Origin of the sequence: Stutzerimonas stutzeri (genome assembly GCF_038561965.1) — a bacterium.
GTDB classification, from domain to species: domain Bacteria; phylum Pseudomonadota; class Gammaproteobacteria; order Pseudomonadales; family Pseudomonadaceae; genus Stutzerimonas; species Stutzerimonas stutzeri_AA.
The window spans coordinates 4,028,418-4,043,300 of the sequence record NZ_CP139348.1 but is presented as its reverse complement, the minus strand read 5'-3'; the positions used below and the strand labels follow the sequence as shown (position 1 = coordinate 4,043,300).

Genomic DNA, 14,883 nt, shown 5'->3' with positions numbered 1-14,883 from the left:
TGCCTCAGTATGCGTGTACTGCATTTCTACAAAACCGCCCTACCGGACAGCATGGGGGGTATCGAGCAGGTCATCGATCAAATCGCCAGGGGGACGGCCAAGCTGGGGGTGACTACCGATGTTTTGTCATTGTCCCGAAACCCAAGCGAGCAACCGGTCGATATGAACGGCTACCGATTGCACCGTGCGAGGTTGGATTTCGAGGTCGCATCGACCGGATTCTCGGCTCCCGTTCTCCCGATCTTCCGCAGGTTGGCAGGCCAGGTCGACCTCATTCACTACCACTTCCCTTGGCCGTTCATGGATCTGGTGCATTTCATGGCGCGGACGCGCAAGCCGACCCTGGTGACCTACCATTCGGACATCATCCGTCAGAAGCACCTGCTCAAACTGTACCGCCCTCTCGAAAGGCGCTTTCTTGCGGACATGCACCATATCGTCGCGACCTCGCCCAACTATGTGGCGACCAGTGACGTTCTGGGCAGGTATCGAAGTAAGGTCAGCATCATTCCGATTGGCCTTGAAAAGGCGAATTATCCGCAGCCGTGTATGGAGCGATTACGTTTGTGGCGAAGTCGTTTCGGGCCGAAGTTCTTTTTGTTCGTAGGGGTCATTCGTTATTACAAGGGGTTGCACATCCTGCTGGAGGCGGCGCAGGAAACAGGCTTTCCTATCGCCATCGTAGGCGCTGGGCCCATTGAGCTTGAGCTAAAAGCGCAAGCGACTCGGCTGGGGCTCACGAACATTCATTTTCTTGGTTACTTGCCCGACGAAGACAAGGTCGCCTTGCTGCAGCTGAGCTATGCCATTGTGTTCCCGTCGCACCTGCGGTCGGAGGCTTTTGGCATTTCGCTGCTTGAGGGGGCCATGTATGGCAAGCCGATGATTTCCAGCGAGATTGGCACGGGAACAACCTTTATCAATGTCGATCGAGAAACGGGGTTGGTAGTGCCGCCAGACGATGCAAAGGCGCTGCGCGTAGCTATGCAGCAGCTTTGGGGAGATGAGGCGGAGGCGGCTCGGATGGGGAAGCGTGCGGAGCAGCGATACTGGCAGCTATTCACTGCGCAGCTGATGGCCGAGCGATACATGACGCTGTATCGCAATTTAACGCGCGATTCTCGAGGATAAAGCGCTAGCAAAAGAAACCCCCGGCATGCCGGGGGTTCTGGTCTTACTCGTCGAGGAAGGAGCGCAGATGCTCGCTTCTCGTCGGGTGGCGCAGCTTGCGCAGCGCCTTGGCTTCGATCTGGCGGATCCGCTCGCGGGTGACATCGAACTGTTTGCCGACTTCCTCGAGGGTGTGGTCGGTGTTCATGTCGATGCCGAAGCGCATGCGCAGTACCTTGGCTTCACGAGCGGTGAGGCCGGAGAGTACTTCGCGAGTCGCTTCCTTGAGGCTTTCCACGGTGGCTACGTCGATCGGCGATTGCATGGCCGAGTCTTCGATGAAGTCGCCCAGGTGCGAGTCTTCGTCGTCACCGATTGGCGTTTCCATGGAGATCGGTTCTTTGGCGATCTTCAGTACCTTGCGGATCTTGTCCTCGGGCATTTCCATGCGCTCGCCAAGCTCTTCAGGCGTGGGTTCGCGACCCATTTCCTGCAGCATCTGACGGGAGATGCGGTTGAGCTTGTTGATCGTCTCGATCATGTGCACCGGGATACGGATGGTCCGCGCCTGGTCAGCAATGGAGCGAGTGATCGCCTGGCGAATCCACCAGGTGGCGTAGGTCGAGAACTTGTAACCGCGGCGGTATTCGAACTTGTCCACTGCCTTCATCAGGCCGATGTTGCCTTCCTGAATCAGATCGAGGAATTGCAGGCCGCGGTTGGTGTACTTCTTCGCGATGGAGATGACCAGGCGCAGGTTGGCCTCGACCATTTCTTTCTTCGCCCGGCGGGCCTTGGCCTCACCGATGGACATGCGACGATTGATGTCCTTGATGTCAGCAATTGCCAGGTTGCATTCCTGCTGCAGCTCGATCAGCTTCTGCTGGCAGCGTTGGATGTCTTCCTTGCGATTGCCGATAGCTTCGGCGTACTTGCCTTTGCCGCCAGCTAGCTGGTCAGCCCAGTCGAGGTTGATCTCGTTGCTCGGGAACTGACGCAGGAAGTCGGCACGCGGCATGCGGGCATCACGCACGCACAGCTGCATGATGGCGCGTTCCTGAATACGGATCTGGTTCAGGGCGTTGCGTACACGTTCGACCAGCGCATCGTACTGCTTGGGTACGAGCTTGATCGGCATGAACAGGATGGCGAGGGCTTCGAGCTCCTCGATGGCCTGTTGGCTGGCGCGACCATGCTTCTTGAGCGCCTTGTTGGCCTTTTCCAGTTGTTCTGCAACCGCGCCGAAACGCAGGCGTGCAACTTCTGGATCCGGACCGCCGTCGCCTTCTTCCTCTTCACTATCGGAGTCGTCTTCTTCCTCGTCGTCCTTGTCGTCGGTCGCCGTTTTCGCGGCGGCCTTCGGGGCTTCGGGTTCGACTTCCTGAGGGCCGGCAGCGCCGTCGTCGTCAGGATCGATATAACCACTGAGGATGTCGGACAGCCGGCCACCCTCGGTCGTTACACGCTGGTAATCGGCGAGGATGCTGTCGACGGTGCCGGGGAAGTGAGCGATAGCGCTCATCACCTCGCGAATGCCTTCCTCTATGCGTTTGGCGATTTCGATCTCGCCTTCGCGGGTCAGCAGTTCAACGGTACCCATTTCACGCATGTACATGCGCACAGGGTCGGTGGTGCGACCGATGTCGGTTTCGACCGCAGCGAGTGCGGCCGCGGCCTCCTCGGCAGCGGCTTCATCGGTATCGGCTTCGGCCAACAACAGGGCATCGGCATCCGGGGCAACCTCGAATACATTAATGCCCATGTCGTTGATCATGCGAATGATGTCTTCCACCTGTTCCGGATCGGAAATATCCTCCGGTAGGTGGTCGTTGACCTCGGCGTAAGTCAGGTAACCCTGCTCACGGCCACGCTGGATCAACTCTTTGAGGCGGGACTGCTGTTGCGCTTTTCCGGACATATAACCCTATCCACTGAAGGTTCTGGCGGGCTGAAAACAAGCTGAGCATTATAGCCGAGCAAGGACCTCAGGCGCCAGTTGAGGTCGGTGTAGCGGGTATTGCGTTACGGCTCAATAGGTTACGCAGTTGGTCTTTTTCCTCTGCGCTGAGTTCACCCAGGCGAGCCTTGCGCAGCAAGCTTTCGAGTCGGCGTTCCCGCTGTCGGGCGACAAGACTATTAATGGTGTCGAAAAACTGCTGTTCAAGGTTATCGGCAGAGATCAGCCATTCTTTCTCCGCAAGTGCACGTAAAAGTCGCCCTTGGTCGGTTCCATGCCAGCGGGCGATCAGCTGCAGGCTACGCAGCTTCGGATTCTTTTGTAGCGTGCCGAGCAGTGCGACAAGCAATTGCGCGTATGTATCGTCTTCCGCAGCGAAATGACTGACATCTTCGACTTTCTGTGCCAGCTCGGGATGATGCAGCAGCGTGCGCAAGGTGGTCAGAGTCGGTGGCTCGACTGTGGCTGGTATGCGAGGTCCGCGAGGTTTGAAGTCTGGTCGCTGCCCGGATTTTTTCCAGTCTTTCTTCCATTCTTTCTTGCCGCTGCGCTGTTGTTTCGCGGCTTCGGGGGGCTCGAAGTAATCCGTTTCGGCGTAGTGTGCGCCGGTTTCGTAGTACACCGAGTCGTCGTATTCAGACGTATTGCTGCCGGGGCTCGGCGCAGGTGCAGTGGCCATGTGCTGCAGGGCTTCCCCGTTCAGGCCGGTGATTTCGGCGAGGCGCTGGCGCATCAATGCGCGCAGATTGGTGCCGGGGATCTTTTCGATGAGCGGCGCTGCGAGCGTAGCAAGATGGGCTTTGCCTTCCAGCGAGCGCGGATCGGCTTCATCGCTCAGCTGCTGAAAGAAGTAATCGGCCAGCGGCTGCGAATGCTGCTGAATGCGTGCACGAAACGCATCGGTGCCCTCGGCGCGGACAAGTGTGTCCGGGTCTTCGCCGTCCGGTAGGAACAGGAAGCGTGCGCGACGACCATCCTGCAAGTTCGGCAGGGTAGCTTCCAGTGCCCGCCAGGCGGCCTTGCGTCCGGCGGCGTCGCCGTCGAAGCAGAACAGCACGCTTGGCACGATGCGGAACAGTCGCTTGAGGTGTTCTTCGCTGGTTGCAGTGCCAAGGGTGGCGACGGCATTGCGCAAGCCTTGCTGGGCTAGGGCGATGACATCCATGTAGCCCTCGACCACCATGATCTCGTCGAGGTCGCGGTTGGCCTGGCGGGCTTCATAGAGGCCGTAGAGCTCTTGGCCTTTGTGGAATACCGGGGTTTCTGGCGAGTTCAGATACTTGGGCTTGTCGTCGCCCAGAACGCGGCCGCCGAAGGCGATCACCCTGCCGCGGCTGTCGCGGATGGGGAACATCACACGGTCGCGGAAGCGGTCGTAGCGCTTGCCGTTTTCGGCATTCTCGATCAGTAGACCGGCGTCGATCAGGGCTTTCTGCTGCAGCGCATCGCCGCCGAGATGCTTCATCAGGTTGTCCCAGCCGGGCGGGGCGAAGCCCAGGCTGAAATCACGGGCGATCACGCCGGACAGGCCGCGACCCTTGAGGTAGTCCACGGCCGATTTGCGGGTCGGGTGGCTCTTCAGGGCCTGGCGGTAGTAGTCGGTGGCCGCGGCGAGCAATGGATAGAGCGGCGAGTCGACCGGCTGACGTGGCTTGTGCTTGCGCCCGCTGTCCTCGTAGGTGACTTCCATGCCGGCGCGCTTCGCCAGTTCCTCGACCGCCTGGGGGAAATCCAGCTGGTCGTGGTCCATGACGAAGCCGAGCGCGTTGCCGCCAGCGCCGCAGCCAAAGCAGTAGTAGAACTGCTTGTCCGGGCTGACGCTAAAGGATGGCGTCTTTTCCTTGTGAAAGGGGCAGAGGGCGCTGTAGTTCTTGCCGGCCTTTTTCAGCTGGATGCGCGAACCCACCACTTCGACAATGTCGGAGCGGTTGAGCAAATCATCAATGAAGGATTGCGGGATCAGGCCGGCCATAGGTGTGTCAGATTATGCTCGCATTGCATGAGCCGGAAATGAAAAAACTCCGGCCATTCGCCGGCTGGCGAAGCGGAGTATGCATGCAATGCAAAGCCCGGCCTTAGCCGGGCTTGATGCGGCGTCAGCTGTACTGGATTAGTACAGGCGAACGCTGCGGCGCTGCTCGCGCTGCACTTTCTTGGCGTGACGCTTGACTGCAGCAGCAGCCTTGCGCTTGCGCTCGGAAGTCGGCTTCTCGTAGAACTCACGCGAGCGGACTTCTGCAAGAACGCCTGCTTTTTCGCAGGAACGCTTGAAGCGACGCAGAGCTACGTCGAATGGTTCGTTCTCTTTGACTTTAACGTTGGGCATCCAGGACGTACCTTCACTTGTTTACCGGTTACAACGCGCTTCGGCAAATATCGCGAGCACGCTGGTTTTAAGGGTTGCGGATGTTAACGCCTTGCCGCTTGGAATGCAAAGCCCCCTGAGCGAAAAGCGCTGGTCGGTCGCTGGCCCCGGCGATTAATATGCGCGGCTTCATTCGCTTCTTAGAAAGGGTCGTGCCCATGCTGGTGCTAGGGCTGGAAACTTCATGTGATGAGACCGGTGTCGCGTTGTATGACAGCGAGCAGGGCTTGCTGGCCGACGCGCTATTCAGCCAGATCGACCTGCATCGCGTCTATGGCGGTGTGGTGCCGGAGCTGGCCTCGCGCGATCACGTGAAACGTATGCTGCCGCTGATTCGCCAGGTGCTGGAGGAGGCTGGGCGCGAGGCTGGCCAGGTCGACGCAGTGGCGTATACGGCCGGTCCTGGACTGGTCGGCGCGCTGCTGGTTGGCGCCTCTTGCGCCCAGGCGCTGGCGTTGGCCTGGGGCGTGCCAGCCGTCGGTGTGCATCATATGGAAGGCCATTTGTTGGCGCCGATGCTCGAAGCACAACCGCCGGCATTTCCGTTCGTCGCTTTGTTGGTATCGGGCGGACATACGCAATTGGTCCGCGTGGATGGTATCGGCCAGTACGAGCTACTCGGCGAGTCGGTGGACGACGCCGCCGGTGAAGCTTTCGACAAAACCGCGAAACTCATGGGATTGCGTTATCCCGGTGGGCCGGAGATTGCCCTCCTAGCCGAGCGGGGCACACCGGGTCGCTTCGTTTTCCCGCGGCCGATGACCGATCGGCCCGGCCTGGATTTCAGCTTTAGTGGCCTGAAGACCTTCACCCTCAATACCTGGCAGCAATGCCGCGCCGCTGGTGATGAATCCGAGCAGACCCGCTGCGATATCGCGCTGGCCTTCCAGCAGGCGGTGGTCGAAACCCTGACCATCAAGTGTCGCCGAGCGCTCAAGCAGACGGGCCTGAAGTCGCTGGTCATCGCCGGCGGCGTGAGCGCCAATCAGTCGCTGCGTCAGTCTTTGGAGAAAATGCTCGGCGAGCTCAATGGCCAGGTGTTCTATGCGCGTCCACGTTTCTGCACCGACAATGGCGCGATGATCGCCTACGCTGGCTGTCAACGCCTGCTTGCCGGTCAGCACGATGGACCGGCGATCACTGTGCAGCCACGCTGGTCAATGGAAACGCTGCCGGCGATCTGATGAGCGCTGGTGCGGTCAGAAGTGTCGTTCTCGCCCGGCGAACAGGTCGCGCACGTTGCTGCGATGCCGCCAGACGATCAGTGTAGCCAGCAGGTTCATCGGTAATAGGGAGTCGGGTTGCTGCCAGGCCAGCAGTGGCAGGCAAAGCGGCAGGGCGATGAGGGCGGCCAGCGAGCTGGTGCGGGTCAGGCGGAACACCACCAGCCAGGCGACGACGGCCAGCAGCGCGGCCGGTGGGTAGAGCGCGAGCAGGGTGCCGGCGGCCGTAGCCACGCCCTTGCCGCCACGGAAACGAAAGTACAGCGGGTAGAGATGGCCGCACACCGCGGCCAGCCCAATCCAGGCCTGTTGTTGGATCGACATATCCAGCGAGGCGGCCAGCAGTACGGGCAGCAAGCCTTTGAGCAGATCGCCGAATAGCGTGCAGATCGCCAGTCGCTTGCCTGCCAGACGAAGCATATTGGTAGCCCCGGGATTGCCGGAGCCGCCGGCACGCGGGTCGGGCATTCCGGCCAGGCGGCTGAGCAGTATGGCAAATGACAGCGAGCCGATCAGGTACGCGAGCAATGTCAGCAGCCAGAACATGGAATCCATCCGGGGCAGGGAGTCCCTTGAGTCTAACGGCGCGTTTCGAGCTTGTCGTGCCGTAGGAGAACGTTGCGTGGACACAGTCTTCATAGAAGGCCTGGAAGTGGATACGGTAATCGGCGCCTATGACTGGGAGCGGGGCATTCGACAGTGCCTGCATCTGGATCTGACGCTGGGCTGGGACATCCGACCGGCCGCCGAGCATGACGAGTTGGACAAGGCGCTGGATTACGCCCAGGTTGCCGCGAATATCGAGCGCTTTGCTGGCGAAGCGCGCTTCGAGCTGGTCGAGACCTTTGCCGAGCGTTTGGCACAGGCCCTGATGAGCGAGTTCGGTATTGTCTGGCTGCGCTTGCGTGTGACCAAGCCCGGCGTCAATGCGCGGGCCCGAGCGTTGGGTGTGGAGATCGAACGCGGATGTCGCTGACCCCTGTCATGCTCGGCCTGGGCAGCAATGTGCAGCGCGAACTGCGCTTGCATGCGGGGCTCGAGGCACTGGTCGATTTGCTACAGGACATGCGCTGCTCGCCGGTATTCGAGAGCTTGGCGGTGGGCTACAAGGGCGACAATTTCTACAATCTGGTGGTCGCCGGCTACACCGACCTGCCGCTTACTGAATTGGACCGCCGGCTCAAGTTCATCGAGGCCGATAACGGTCGTTATGCTCCCGACCGCAAAGGGCTGCCATTGGATATCGACGTGCTGCTGTATGACGGTCTGGTCGGTAATTTCCATGGTTTGCTATTGCCGCGCGCCGAAATTCTGCAGAACGCCTTCGTGCTCTGGCCGCTGGCGTTACTGGCGCCCGCCCTGCTGCATCCGGCTGTTGGAAAGAACTTCGCCGAACTATGGGAGCAATCATCCATAGACCAGCAGCTCTGGCCGGTGCGGTTTCAGTGGCGCGGTATCGAACTCACTCCGCCGGAGCTGATTCGCAGCCATCCCCCGCGCTCCGTCTGAGCCCGCGGCTTACCCCACATTCTGCTGGCAGTAGGCGTGCAAGGCCTCGAGCCGAGCAGCACCGAGCGCCTTGCCTAGTTCGGCGCCCTTGAAACCTTGGTCCAGCAGCGGCTTGACCGCCACGGCGCGTGCTGCACTGGCGGCTCCACGCAAAAAGTCGGCTGGCGGAAACGGCTGATCGGGTTTGGCTGCTTGGGCGTGCATTTCGCAGGCAGCAACGAATTGCTCGAAGCGCTCGGGGCGGCGATAGATATCAAAGTGCTGCAGCATGTCGAGCAGTGTATCGGCCGGCAGCGTCCAGGCAGCGCAAGCATCCTGGTGATATCGACCAAGCAGCATCGCCAGTTCCTGGCAGTCCCTCGGCGCCTTGCAGCGTTGGTTGAGCGCATCGATGGCGGCCAAGTGTGCCTGCTGGTCGACCTCCGGCGTTGCGCAACCGAGCAGCAAGCACGCCCAGCGTATCGGCAACGGTTGCCCATGCGCTGCGCACTGGCGCAGGGTGCCGAGCAGGTGTTCACCGTGGGCGTTCCCTGTGATGAACGCTGCGGCCAGTTCCGGGAATAACTCGGCCAGCGCGCCGCAATCACGCAGTACCTGAATAAAAACATCTGGCCGCGGCTCCATCAGCGCACGCGAAATCTCTTTCCAGCTGCGCTCCGCCGTCAGTGCCGACAGCTCGCCGGAGCGCGCCAGCTGGCACATCAGTTCAAGCGTCTCATCGGCGATACGAAAACCGAGTTCGGCGTAGCGTGCGGCGAAGCGCGCGACGCGCAGCACACGCAGCGGGTCTTCGGCGAATGCGGGGGAGACGTGGCGAAGCAGCCGCGCCTGCAGATCGTGTTGGCCGCCGTAGGGGTCGATCAATTGGCCATCGTCGTCTTCAGCGATGGCGTTGATGGTGAGGTCGCGCCGCTGCAGATCTTCTTCGAGCGTGACGTCGGGGCTGGCATGGAAGGTGAACCCTCCATAGCCGCGGCCGCTTTTGCGTTCGGTACGCGCCAGCGCGTATTCCTCGCCGGTCTGCGGGTGCAGGAATACCGGAAAGTCCGCACCGACCGGGCGAAACCCGCGGGCCTGCATTTCTTCCGGCGTGGCGCCGACCACCAGCCAGTCCACCTCGCTGACCGGGCGGCCTAATAAGCGGTCGCGCACCGCGCCGCCGACTTTAAAAACCTGCATATATCCACCTCCGTTGGCGCGGAGGATAAAGGATATCTACGCGGAGGCCACGCGCGATGATGGCGAGGCAGGGGCGCGGAGCATGCCCGCGGCCCGAGGTCAGGCGAAGTTCATGCCGGGAAAACGCCCGTCGGCTTCCGACTCGCCGCTCGTGCGCGGCGGCATGTGGTGGGTGTTGACCAGCTTGTCGTCCTGCATCGACTGCAAGTGCACGTCGAAGCCCCAGAGTCGGTGCAGGTGCTTGAGCACCTCCTCGGTGGATGCGCCCAGCGGCTTGCGGTCGTGCTGCGTATGGCGCAGGGTCAGCGAGCGATCACCACGCCGGTCGACGTTCCATACCTGCACATTGGGCTCGCGGTTGCCGAGGTTGTATTGCGCGGCGAGCAGTTCGCGAATGGTGTGGTAGCCGCTTTCGTCGTGGATCGCCGGGACCAGCAATTCGTCCTTGCGGTCGTCATCGAGAATGCTGAACAGCTTGAGGTCGCGGATCACCTTGGGTGAGAGGAACTGCAGGATGAAGCTCTCGTCCTTGAAGTTGTTCATGGCGAATTTGACGGTGGTCAGCCAGTCGCTGCCGGCGATCTCCGGGAACCAGCGTTTGTCCTCCTCGGTGGGATGCTCGCAAATCCGGCGGATGTCCTGGTACATGGCGAACCCCAGCGTGTAGGGGTTGATACCGCTGTAGTAGGGGCTGTCGAAGCCCGGCTGGTAGATCACGCTGGTATGCGACTGCAGGAACTCCATCATGAAGCCGTCGGTGACCAGGCCCTCGTCATACAGGTCGTTGAGCAGGGTGTAGTGCCAGAACGTCGCCCAGCCTTCGTTCATCACCTGAGTCTGGCGCTGCGGATAGAAGTACTGCGCGATCTTGCGCACGATGCGCACCACTTCGCGCTGCCAGGGCTCAAGCAGCGGCGCATGCTTCTCGATGAAGTAGAGGATGTTTTCCTGCGGCTCTGCCGGGAAACGCTGGCTGTCTGCCTGACCATCGCCCTTGTCCGTACCCTTGGGAATAGTGCGCCAGAGATCGTTGATCTGCCGCTGCAGGTGCTCCTCGCGATCCTTCTGGCGGCGGCGCTCTTCTTCCGCGGAGATGGGGTAGGGGCGCTTGTAGCGGTCGACGCCGTAGTTCATCAAGGCATGGCAGGAATCGAGCAGGTCTTCCACCGCGTCGATGCCGTGGCGCTCTTCGCACTGCATGATGTACTGCTTGGCGAATACCAGGTAGTCGATGATCGAACTGGCGTCGGTCCAGGTGCGGAACAGGTAGTTACCCTTGAAGAAACTGTTGTGCCCGTAGCTTGCATGAGCGATTACCAGTGCCTGCATGCACATGGTGTTTTCTTCCATCAGGTAGGCGATGCAAGGGTCGGAGTTGATCACGATCTCGTAGGCCAGGCCCATCTGGCCGCGCTTGTAGTGCTTCTCGGTGTGCAGGAACTGCTTTCCGTAGGACCAATGGTGGTAACCCAGCGGCATACCGACCGAGGCATAGGCATCCATCATCTGCTCGGCGGTGATCACCTCGATCTGGTTCGGGTAGGTGTCCAGTGCATAGCGTTCGGCGATCCGACCGATCTCACGGTCGTATTGCCGAACCAGGTCGAAGGTCCATTCCGAGCCGGTGGAAATGGGCTGTCGTTTCATGCTGCACACCTCAACTGGTCATGCGCCGCTGGAAGAGTTCGCGGAACACCGGGTAAATGTCCGCGGCGCTCACCAGTTGCTGTTGGGCGAACGCATCGGAAAAGGCTTCGGCGACCTGGTTGTACTCGTACCAGAGCGCCTGATGCTCGCGCGGGGTGATTTCCACGTAGGTGAAGTACTGCACGAACGGCATGATCTGGTTGATCAGGATGTCGCGGCATAGTGGCGAGTCGTCATTCCAGTTGTCACCGTCGGAAGCCTGCGCAGCGTAGATGTTCCACTCGTTGGCCGGGTAACGCTCAGCCATGATCTCCTGCATCATCTTCAGCGCACTGGAAACGATGGTGCCGCCGGTCTCCCGCGAGTAGAAGAACTCTTCCTCGTCGACTTCCTTAGCGCTGGTGTGGTGACGGATGAACACCACGTCGATCTTGTCGTAATTCCGCTTGAGGAACAGGTACAGCAGGATAAAGAAGCGCTTGGCGATGTCCTTGGTGGCCTGGGTCATGGAGCCGGAAACGTCCATCAGGCAGAACATCACCGCCTTCGAGCTGGGGTTGGGATGCTTGACCAGCAGGTTGTACTTGAGGTCGAAGGTATCGAGAAACGGTACGCGCTTGATCCGCGCGGTGAGCCGCCCGATTTCCTCTTCGGTAGCCTTGATGTCGCCGAAGTTGTTCGGCTCCTCCAGGCGCAGACGCTCCAGCTCCGCCTTCAATGCCCGCAGCTGGGCACGGCTGCTGCCAGACAGCGCGATGCGCCGAGCATGGGCCGAGCGCAGCGTGCGGACGATATTGATGCGTGACGGGTTGCCTTCGTTGCTGATGCCGGCGCGCACTGTTTTGAAGGTGTCGGTGCCGGTCAGGTGACGCTTGACCAGGTTGGGCAGCTCCAGATCCTCGAACATGAAATCGAGGAATTCTTCCTGGGTGATCTGAAAGACGAAGTCGTCCATGCCGTCGCCGCTGTTGCTGGCCTGACCGGCGCCCTGGCCACCGCCGCCACCCTGCGGCCTTGGGATACGTTCGCCAGCGACGAACTCCTTGTTGCCGGGGTGCACGATGGTCTGCCGGCCGCCGCGGCCGTGGTGAAGCACCGGCTCGTCGATGTCGCGGCCGGGGATGCTGATCTGCTCGCCATGCTCCATGTCGGTGATGGAGCGCCGACCGACGGCTTCCTCCACGGCTTTCTTGATATGTCCGCGGTACCGCTGCAGGAAGCGCTGGCGGTTCACCGTGCTCTTGTTCTTGCCATTCAGGCGACGATCGATCACGTAGCTCATAGGCCCTCCGGGCTAGGCTGAAACCATAGCCTGAAGCTGGAAGCGTGCCGCAATCCTCCAGCTTCAGGCGTCCAGCCGCTTACTGCGATTTACGCACCCGCAGATACCATTCGGACAGGAGGCGAACCTGCTTCTCGGTGTAGCCACGCTCGACCATGCGCACGACGAAGTCGCTGTGCTTCTTCTGGTCTTCCTTGCTCGCCTTGGCGTTGAAGCTGATGACTGGCAGCAGGTCCTCGGTGTTGGAGAACATTTTCTTCTCGATCACCACGCGCAGCTTCTCGTAGGACAGCCACGACGGATTCTTGCCGTTGTTGTTAGCCCGGGCGCGCAGCACGAAGTTGACGATCTCGTTGCGAAAATCCTTCGGATTGCTGATGCCGGCCGGCTTCTCGATTTTCTCCAGCTCTTCGTTGAGTGCCACACGATTGAGGATCTCGCCGGTTTCCGGATCGCGGTATTCCTGATCCTGAATCCAGAAGTCGGCGTACAGCACGTAGCGGTCGAAGATGTTTTGCCCGTACTCGCTGTAGGACTCAAGGTAGGCGGTCTGGATCTCTTTGCCGATGAACTCGATATAGCGCGGCGCCAGGTACTCCTTGATGAAGCGCAGGTAACGCTCGCGAACCTCCGCCGGGAACTGCTCCTGCTCGATCTGCTGTTCCAGTACGTAGAGCAGGTGTACCGGGTTGGCGGCGATCTCGTGGGGGTCGAAGTTGAACACCTTGGACAGGATCTTGAAGGCGAAGCGGGTGGAGAGGCCGTTCATGCCCTCGTCGACACCGGCGGTGTCGCGGTATTCCTGGATCGACTTGGCCTTGGGATCGGTGTCCTTCAGGTTTTCGCCGTCATACACGCGCATCTTCGAATAGATATTGGAGTTTTCCGGCTCCTTCAGGCGCGACAGCACGGAGAACTGCGCGAGCATCTTCAGCGTATCTGGCGCGCAATGGGCGTGGGCCAACGAGCTGTTGGTCAGCAGCTTGTCGTAGATCTTGATCTCGTCCCTGACGCGCAGGCAGTAGGGCACCTTGACGATGTAGATACGGTCGATGAAGGCTTCGTTGTTCTTGTTGTTGCGGAAGGTATGCCACTCCGATTCGTTGGAGTGCGCCAGCAGGATGCCGCTGTAAGGAATCGCGCCGAGGCCTTCGGTACTGTTGTAGTTGCCTTCCTGGGTTGCAGTCAGCAGCGGATGGAGCACTTTGATCGGCGCCTTGAACATCTCGACGAATTCCATCAGGCCCTGATTCGCCCGGCACAGCGCGCCCGAATAGCTGTAGGCGTCCGCGTCGTTCTGCGGAAATTCTTCCAGTTTGCGGATATCGACCTTGCCCACCAGCGAGGAGATGTCCTGGTTGTTCTCGTCGCCTGGTTCGGTTTTGGCGACGGCGATCTGGTTGAGGATTGACGGGTACAGCTTGACCACGCGGAACTTGGAAATGTCGCCGCCGAATTCCTGCAGGCGCTTTGTGGCCCACGGCGACATGATCGAACTCAGGTAGCGGCGCGGAATGCCATAGTCCTCTTCGAGGATCTGCGCATCTTCAATCGGGTTGAACAGCCCCAGGGGCGATTCGAACACCGGCGAGCCCTTGATGGCGTAGAACGGCACGTGCTCCATCAACTGCTTGAGCTTTTCGGCGAGGGAAGACTTGCCGCCACCGACCGGACCGAGGAGGTAGAGGATCTGCTTCTTCTCTTCCAGACCCTGCGCGGCATGGCGGAAGTAGGAAACAATCTGGTCGATGCATTCCTCCATGCCATGGAAATCCTCGAAGGCCGGATAACGGCGGATCACCTTGTTGGAGAAGATGCGCGACAGCCGGGAGTCCACCGACGTATCGACCAGTTCGGGTTCGCCGATCGCCATCAGCAATCGCTCGGCGGCGCTGGCATAGGTTCCGGGGTCCGCCTTGCACAAATCGAGGTATTCCTGGAGCGAATACTCTTCCTGGCGGGTCGCTTCGAAACGTTGTTGGAAGTGGCTGAAAATGCTCATGACTTCACCTCGATCGATGCACGAATAGGCGCGTCATCAGGCACTCTGGGCCCGGCCGAAGTGGCGGCCAGTGGAGTTCCCCCGAACACCTAATGGTCGAAACCCTGAATTCCGTCAGCCGTTTTCCGGCTTCGTTTATTTGGATGGCCTGAACTGAAGGATAGTTCGGATTCGGCAATATCAAGGGGAGGGCGGGACATTCGGCGCTGCCGTTCGGCTGTCGGCAGCGCCTAGCCCGCGGATGACGGGGCATTGGCGGGAAATAAATTTTTACGCTTGTTCGTCGCGCTCGACGTCGCTGGGATAGGTGTGCCGCCAAAGTTCGAAGCCGCCGTCGAGGCTGTAGACATCCGAGAACCCCTGATTGACCAGATACGCCGCTGCGCTCTGGCTGGAGTGTCCGTGGTAGCAGGTGACGATCAAGGGCTGGTCGAGATCGGCTGCGGCAATGAAGTCCGGCAGCGAGTGGTTATCCAGATGCAGCGATCCGCTGACGTGGCCGTTGGCATAGCTCTCGGCGTCGCGAATATCCACAACCACTGCGCCAGCACTGCGCATGGTCTGGGCCTGTTCCGGTGGGATGCGTTTGAAGTCGGTCATGCGGGTTTC

General features: G+C 60.4%; 13 protein-coding genes. 4 read left to right on the top strand and 9 right to left on the bottom strand.

Annotated elements, in window-relative coordinates; translation table 11 throughout:
- The first annotated feature begins 9 nt into the window (after positions 1-9).
- Entirely contained in the window at positions 10-1,131 is a 1,122-nt protein-coding gene (locus SM130_RS18750) for a glycosyltransferase family 4 protein (RefSeq protein WP_102826191.1), read from the top strand.
- Between the two features lie 43 nt (positions 1,132-1,174).
- Here the strand turns inward: SM130_RS18750 and rpoD are convergent, their stop codons facing one another.
- The 3 genes from rpoD to rpsU form a co-directional block, all read right to left on the bottom strand.
- On the bottom strand, positions 1,175-3,028 hold the full coding sequence (gene rpoD, locus SM130_RS18745; RefSeq protein WP_102826190.1) for an RNA polymerase sigma factor RpoD: 1,854 nt from the start codon (positions 3,026-3,028) through the stop codon (positions 1,175-1,177).
- 67 nt (positions 3,029-3,095) lie between these two features.
- Positions 3,096-5,039, bottom strand: a complete 1,944-nt coding sequence (gene dnaG / locus SM130_RS18740) for a DNA primase (RefSeq protein WP_102826189.1) — start codon at positions 5,037-5,039, stop codon at positions 3,096-3,098.
- A gap of 138 nt (positions 5,040-5,177) precedes the next feature.
- Positions 5,178-5,393 (bottom strand): 30S ribosomal protein S21, encoded by a 216-nt coding sequence (rpsU, locus tag SM130_RS18735; protein ID WP_102826188.1) that lies wholly within the window; start codon positions 5,391-5,393, stop codon positions 5,178-5,180.
- Positions 5,394-5,590: 197 nt separating this feature from the next.
- On the opposite strand from rpsU, the gene tsaD reads away from it, so the two are divergent.
- The gene (gene tsaD, locus SM130_RS18730) at positions 5,591-6,616 is read left to right on the top strand and encodes a tRNA (adenosine(37)-N6)-threonylcarbamoyltransferase complex transferase subunit TsaD (protein ID WP_102826499.1); all 1,026 of its coding nucleotides are present in this window, start codon (positions 5,591-5,593) and stop codon (positions 6,614-6,616) included.
- A gap of 15 nt (positions 6,617-6,631) precedes the next feature.
- Here tsaD and plsY read toward each other — a convergent pair whose 3' ends face one another.
- Entirely contained in the window at positions 6,632-7,201 is a 570-nt protein-coding gene (plsY, locus tag SM130_RS18725; protein WP_102826187.1) for a glycerol-3-phosphate 1-O-acyltransferase PlsY, read from the bottom strand.
- A gap of 76 nt (positions 7,202-7,277) precedes the next feature.
- Here plsY and folB point away from each other — a divergent pair, with 76 nt between their 5' ends.
- Both folB and folK read left to right on the top strand, forming a co-directional pair.
- Positions 7,278-7,631, top strand: a complete 354-nt coding sequence (gene folB, locus SM130_RS18720) for a dihydroneopterin aldolase (RefSeq protein ID WP_102826186.1) — start codon at positions 7,278-7,280, stop codon at positions 7,629-7,631.
- The gene (gene folK, locus SM130_RS18715) at positions 7,622-8,164 is read left to right on the top strand and encodes a 2-amino-4-hydroxy-6-hydroxymethyldihydropteridine diphosphokinase (RefSeq protein WP_102826185.1); all 543 of its coding nucleotides are present in this window, start codon (positions 7,622-7,624) and stop codon (positions 8,162-8,164) included. Before folB ends, folK begins: the two co-directional genes overlap by 10 nt.
- 9 nt (positions 8,165-8,173) lie before the next feature.
- Here folK and SM130_RS18710 read toward each other — a convergent pair whose 3' ends face one another.
- The 5 genes from SM130_RS18710 to glpE all read right to left on the bottom strand — a co-directional run bounded on the left by SM130_RS18710 (position 8,174) and on the right by glpE (position 14,874).
- The gene (locus SM130_RS18710; RefSeq protein WP_102826184.1) at positions 8,174-9,343 is read right to left on the bottom strand and encodes a multifunctional CCA addition/repair protein; all 1,170 of its coding nucleotides are present in this window, start codon (positions 9,341-9,343) and stop codon (positions 8,174-8,176) included.
- A 99-nt stretch (positions 9,344-9,442) separates the two neighbouring features.
- Positions 9,443-10,990 carry a SpoVR family protein gene (locus SM130_RS18705; RefSeq protein WP_102826183.1) on the bottom strand — a complete coding sequence of 516 codons (1,548 nt, stop codon included), beginning with the start codon at positions 10,988-10,990 and terminating at the stop codon, positions 9,443-9,445.
- Between the two features lie 10 nt (positions 10,991-11,000).
- Entirely contained in the window at positions 11,001-12,272 is a 1,272-nt protein-coding gene (locus SM130_RS18700) for a YeaH/YhbH family protein (RefSeq protein WP_102826182.1), read from the bottom strand.
- 79 nt (positions 12,273-12,351) lie between these two features.
- Positions 12,352-14,274, bottom strand: a complete 1,923-nt coding sequence (locus tag SM130_RS18695) for a PrkA family serine protein kinase (RefSeq protein ID WP_102826181.1) — start codon at positions 14,272-14,274, stop codon at positions 12,352-12,354.
- Between the two features lie 270 nt (positions 14,275-14,544).
- On the bottom strand, positions 14,545-14,874 hold the full coding sequence (glpE, locus tag SM130_RS18690; protein WP_102826180.1) for a thiosulfate sulfurtransferase GlpE: 330 nt from the start codon (positions 14,872-14,874) through the stop codon (positions 14,545-14,547).
- Between the last annotated feature and the right edge of the window lie 9 nt (positions 14,875-14,883).

Coding starts and splice junctions, on each gene's coding strand:
- SM130_RS18750 (WP_102826191.1), top strand. CDS start 10: ATGCGTGTACTGCATTTCTACAAAACCGCCCTACCGGACAGCATGGGG.
- folK (WP_102826185.1), top strand. CDS start 7,622: ATGTCGCTGACCCCTGTCATGCTCGGCCTGGGCAGCAATGTGCAGCGC.
- SM130_RS18705 (WP_102826183.1), bottom strand. CDS start 10,990: ATGAAACGACAGCCCATTTCCACCGGCTCGGAATGGACCTTCGACCTG.
- glpE (WP_102826180.1), bottom strand. CDS start 14,874: ATGACCGACTTCAAACGCATCCCACCGGAACAGGCCCAGACCATGCGC.
- SM130_RS18700 (WP_102826182.1), bottom strand. CDS start 12,272: ATGAGCTACGTGATCGATCGTCGCCTGAATGGCAAGAACAAGAGCACG.
- SM130_RS18695 (WP_102826181.1), bottom strand. CDS start 14,274: ATGAGCATTTTCAGCCACTTCCAACAACGTTTCGAAGCGACCCGCCAG.
- dnaG (WP_102826189.1), bottom strand. CDS start 5,039: ATGGCCGGCCTGATCCCGCAATCCTTCATTGATGATTTGCTCAACCGC.
- rpoD (WP_102826190.1), bottom strand. CDS start 3,028: ATGTCCGGAAAAGCGCAACAGCAGTCCCGCCTCAAAGAGTTGATCCAG.
- rpsU (WP_102826188.1), bottom strand. CDS start 5,393: ATGCCCAACGTTAAAGTCAAAGAGAACGAACCATTCGACGTAGCTCTG.
- SM130_RS18710 (WP_102826184.1), bottom strand. CDS start 9,343: ATGCAGGTTTTTAAAGTCGGCGGCGCGGTGCGCGACCGCTTATTAGGC.
- plsY (WP_102826187.1), bottom strand. CDS start 7,201: ATGTTCTGGCTGCTGACATTGCTCGCGTACCTGATCGGCTCGCTGTCA.
- tsaD (WP_102826499.1), top strand. CDS start 5,591: ATGCTGGTGCTAGGGCTGGAAACTTCATGTGATGAGACCGGTGTCGCG.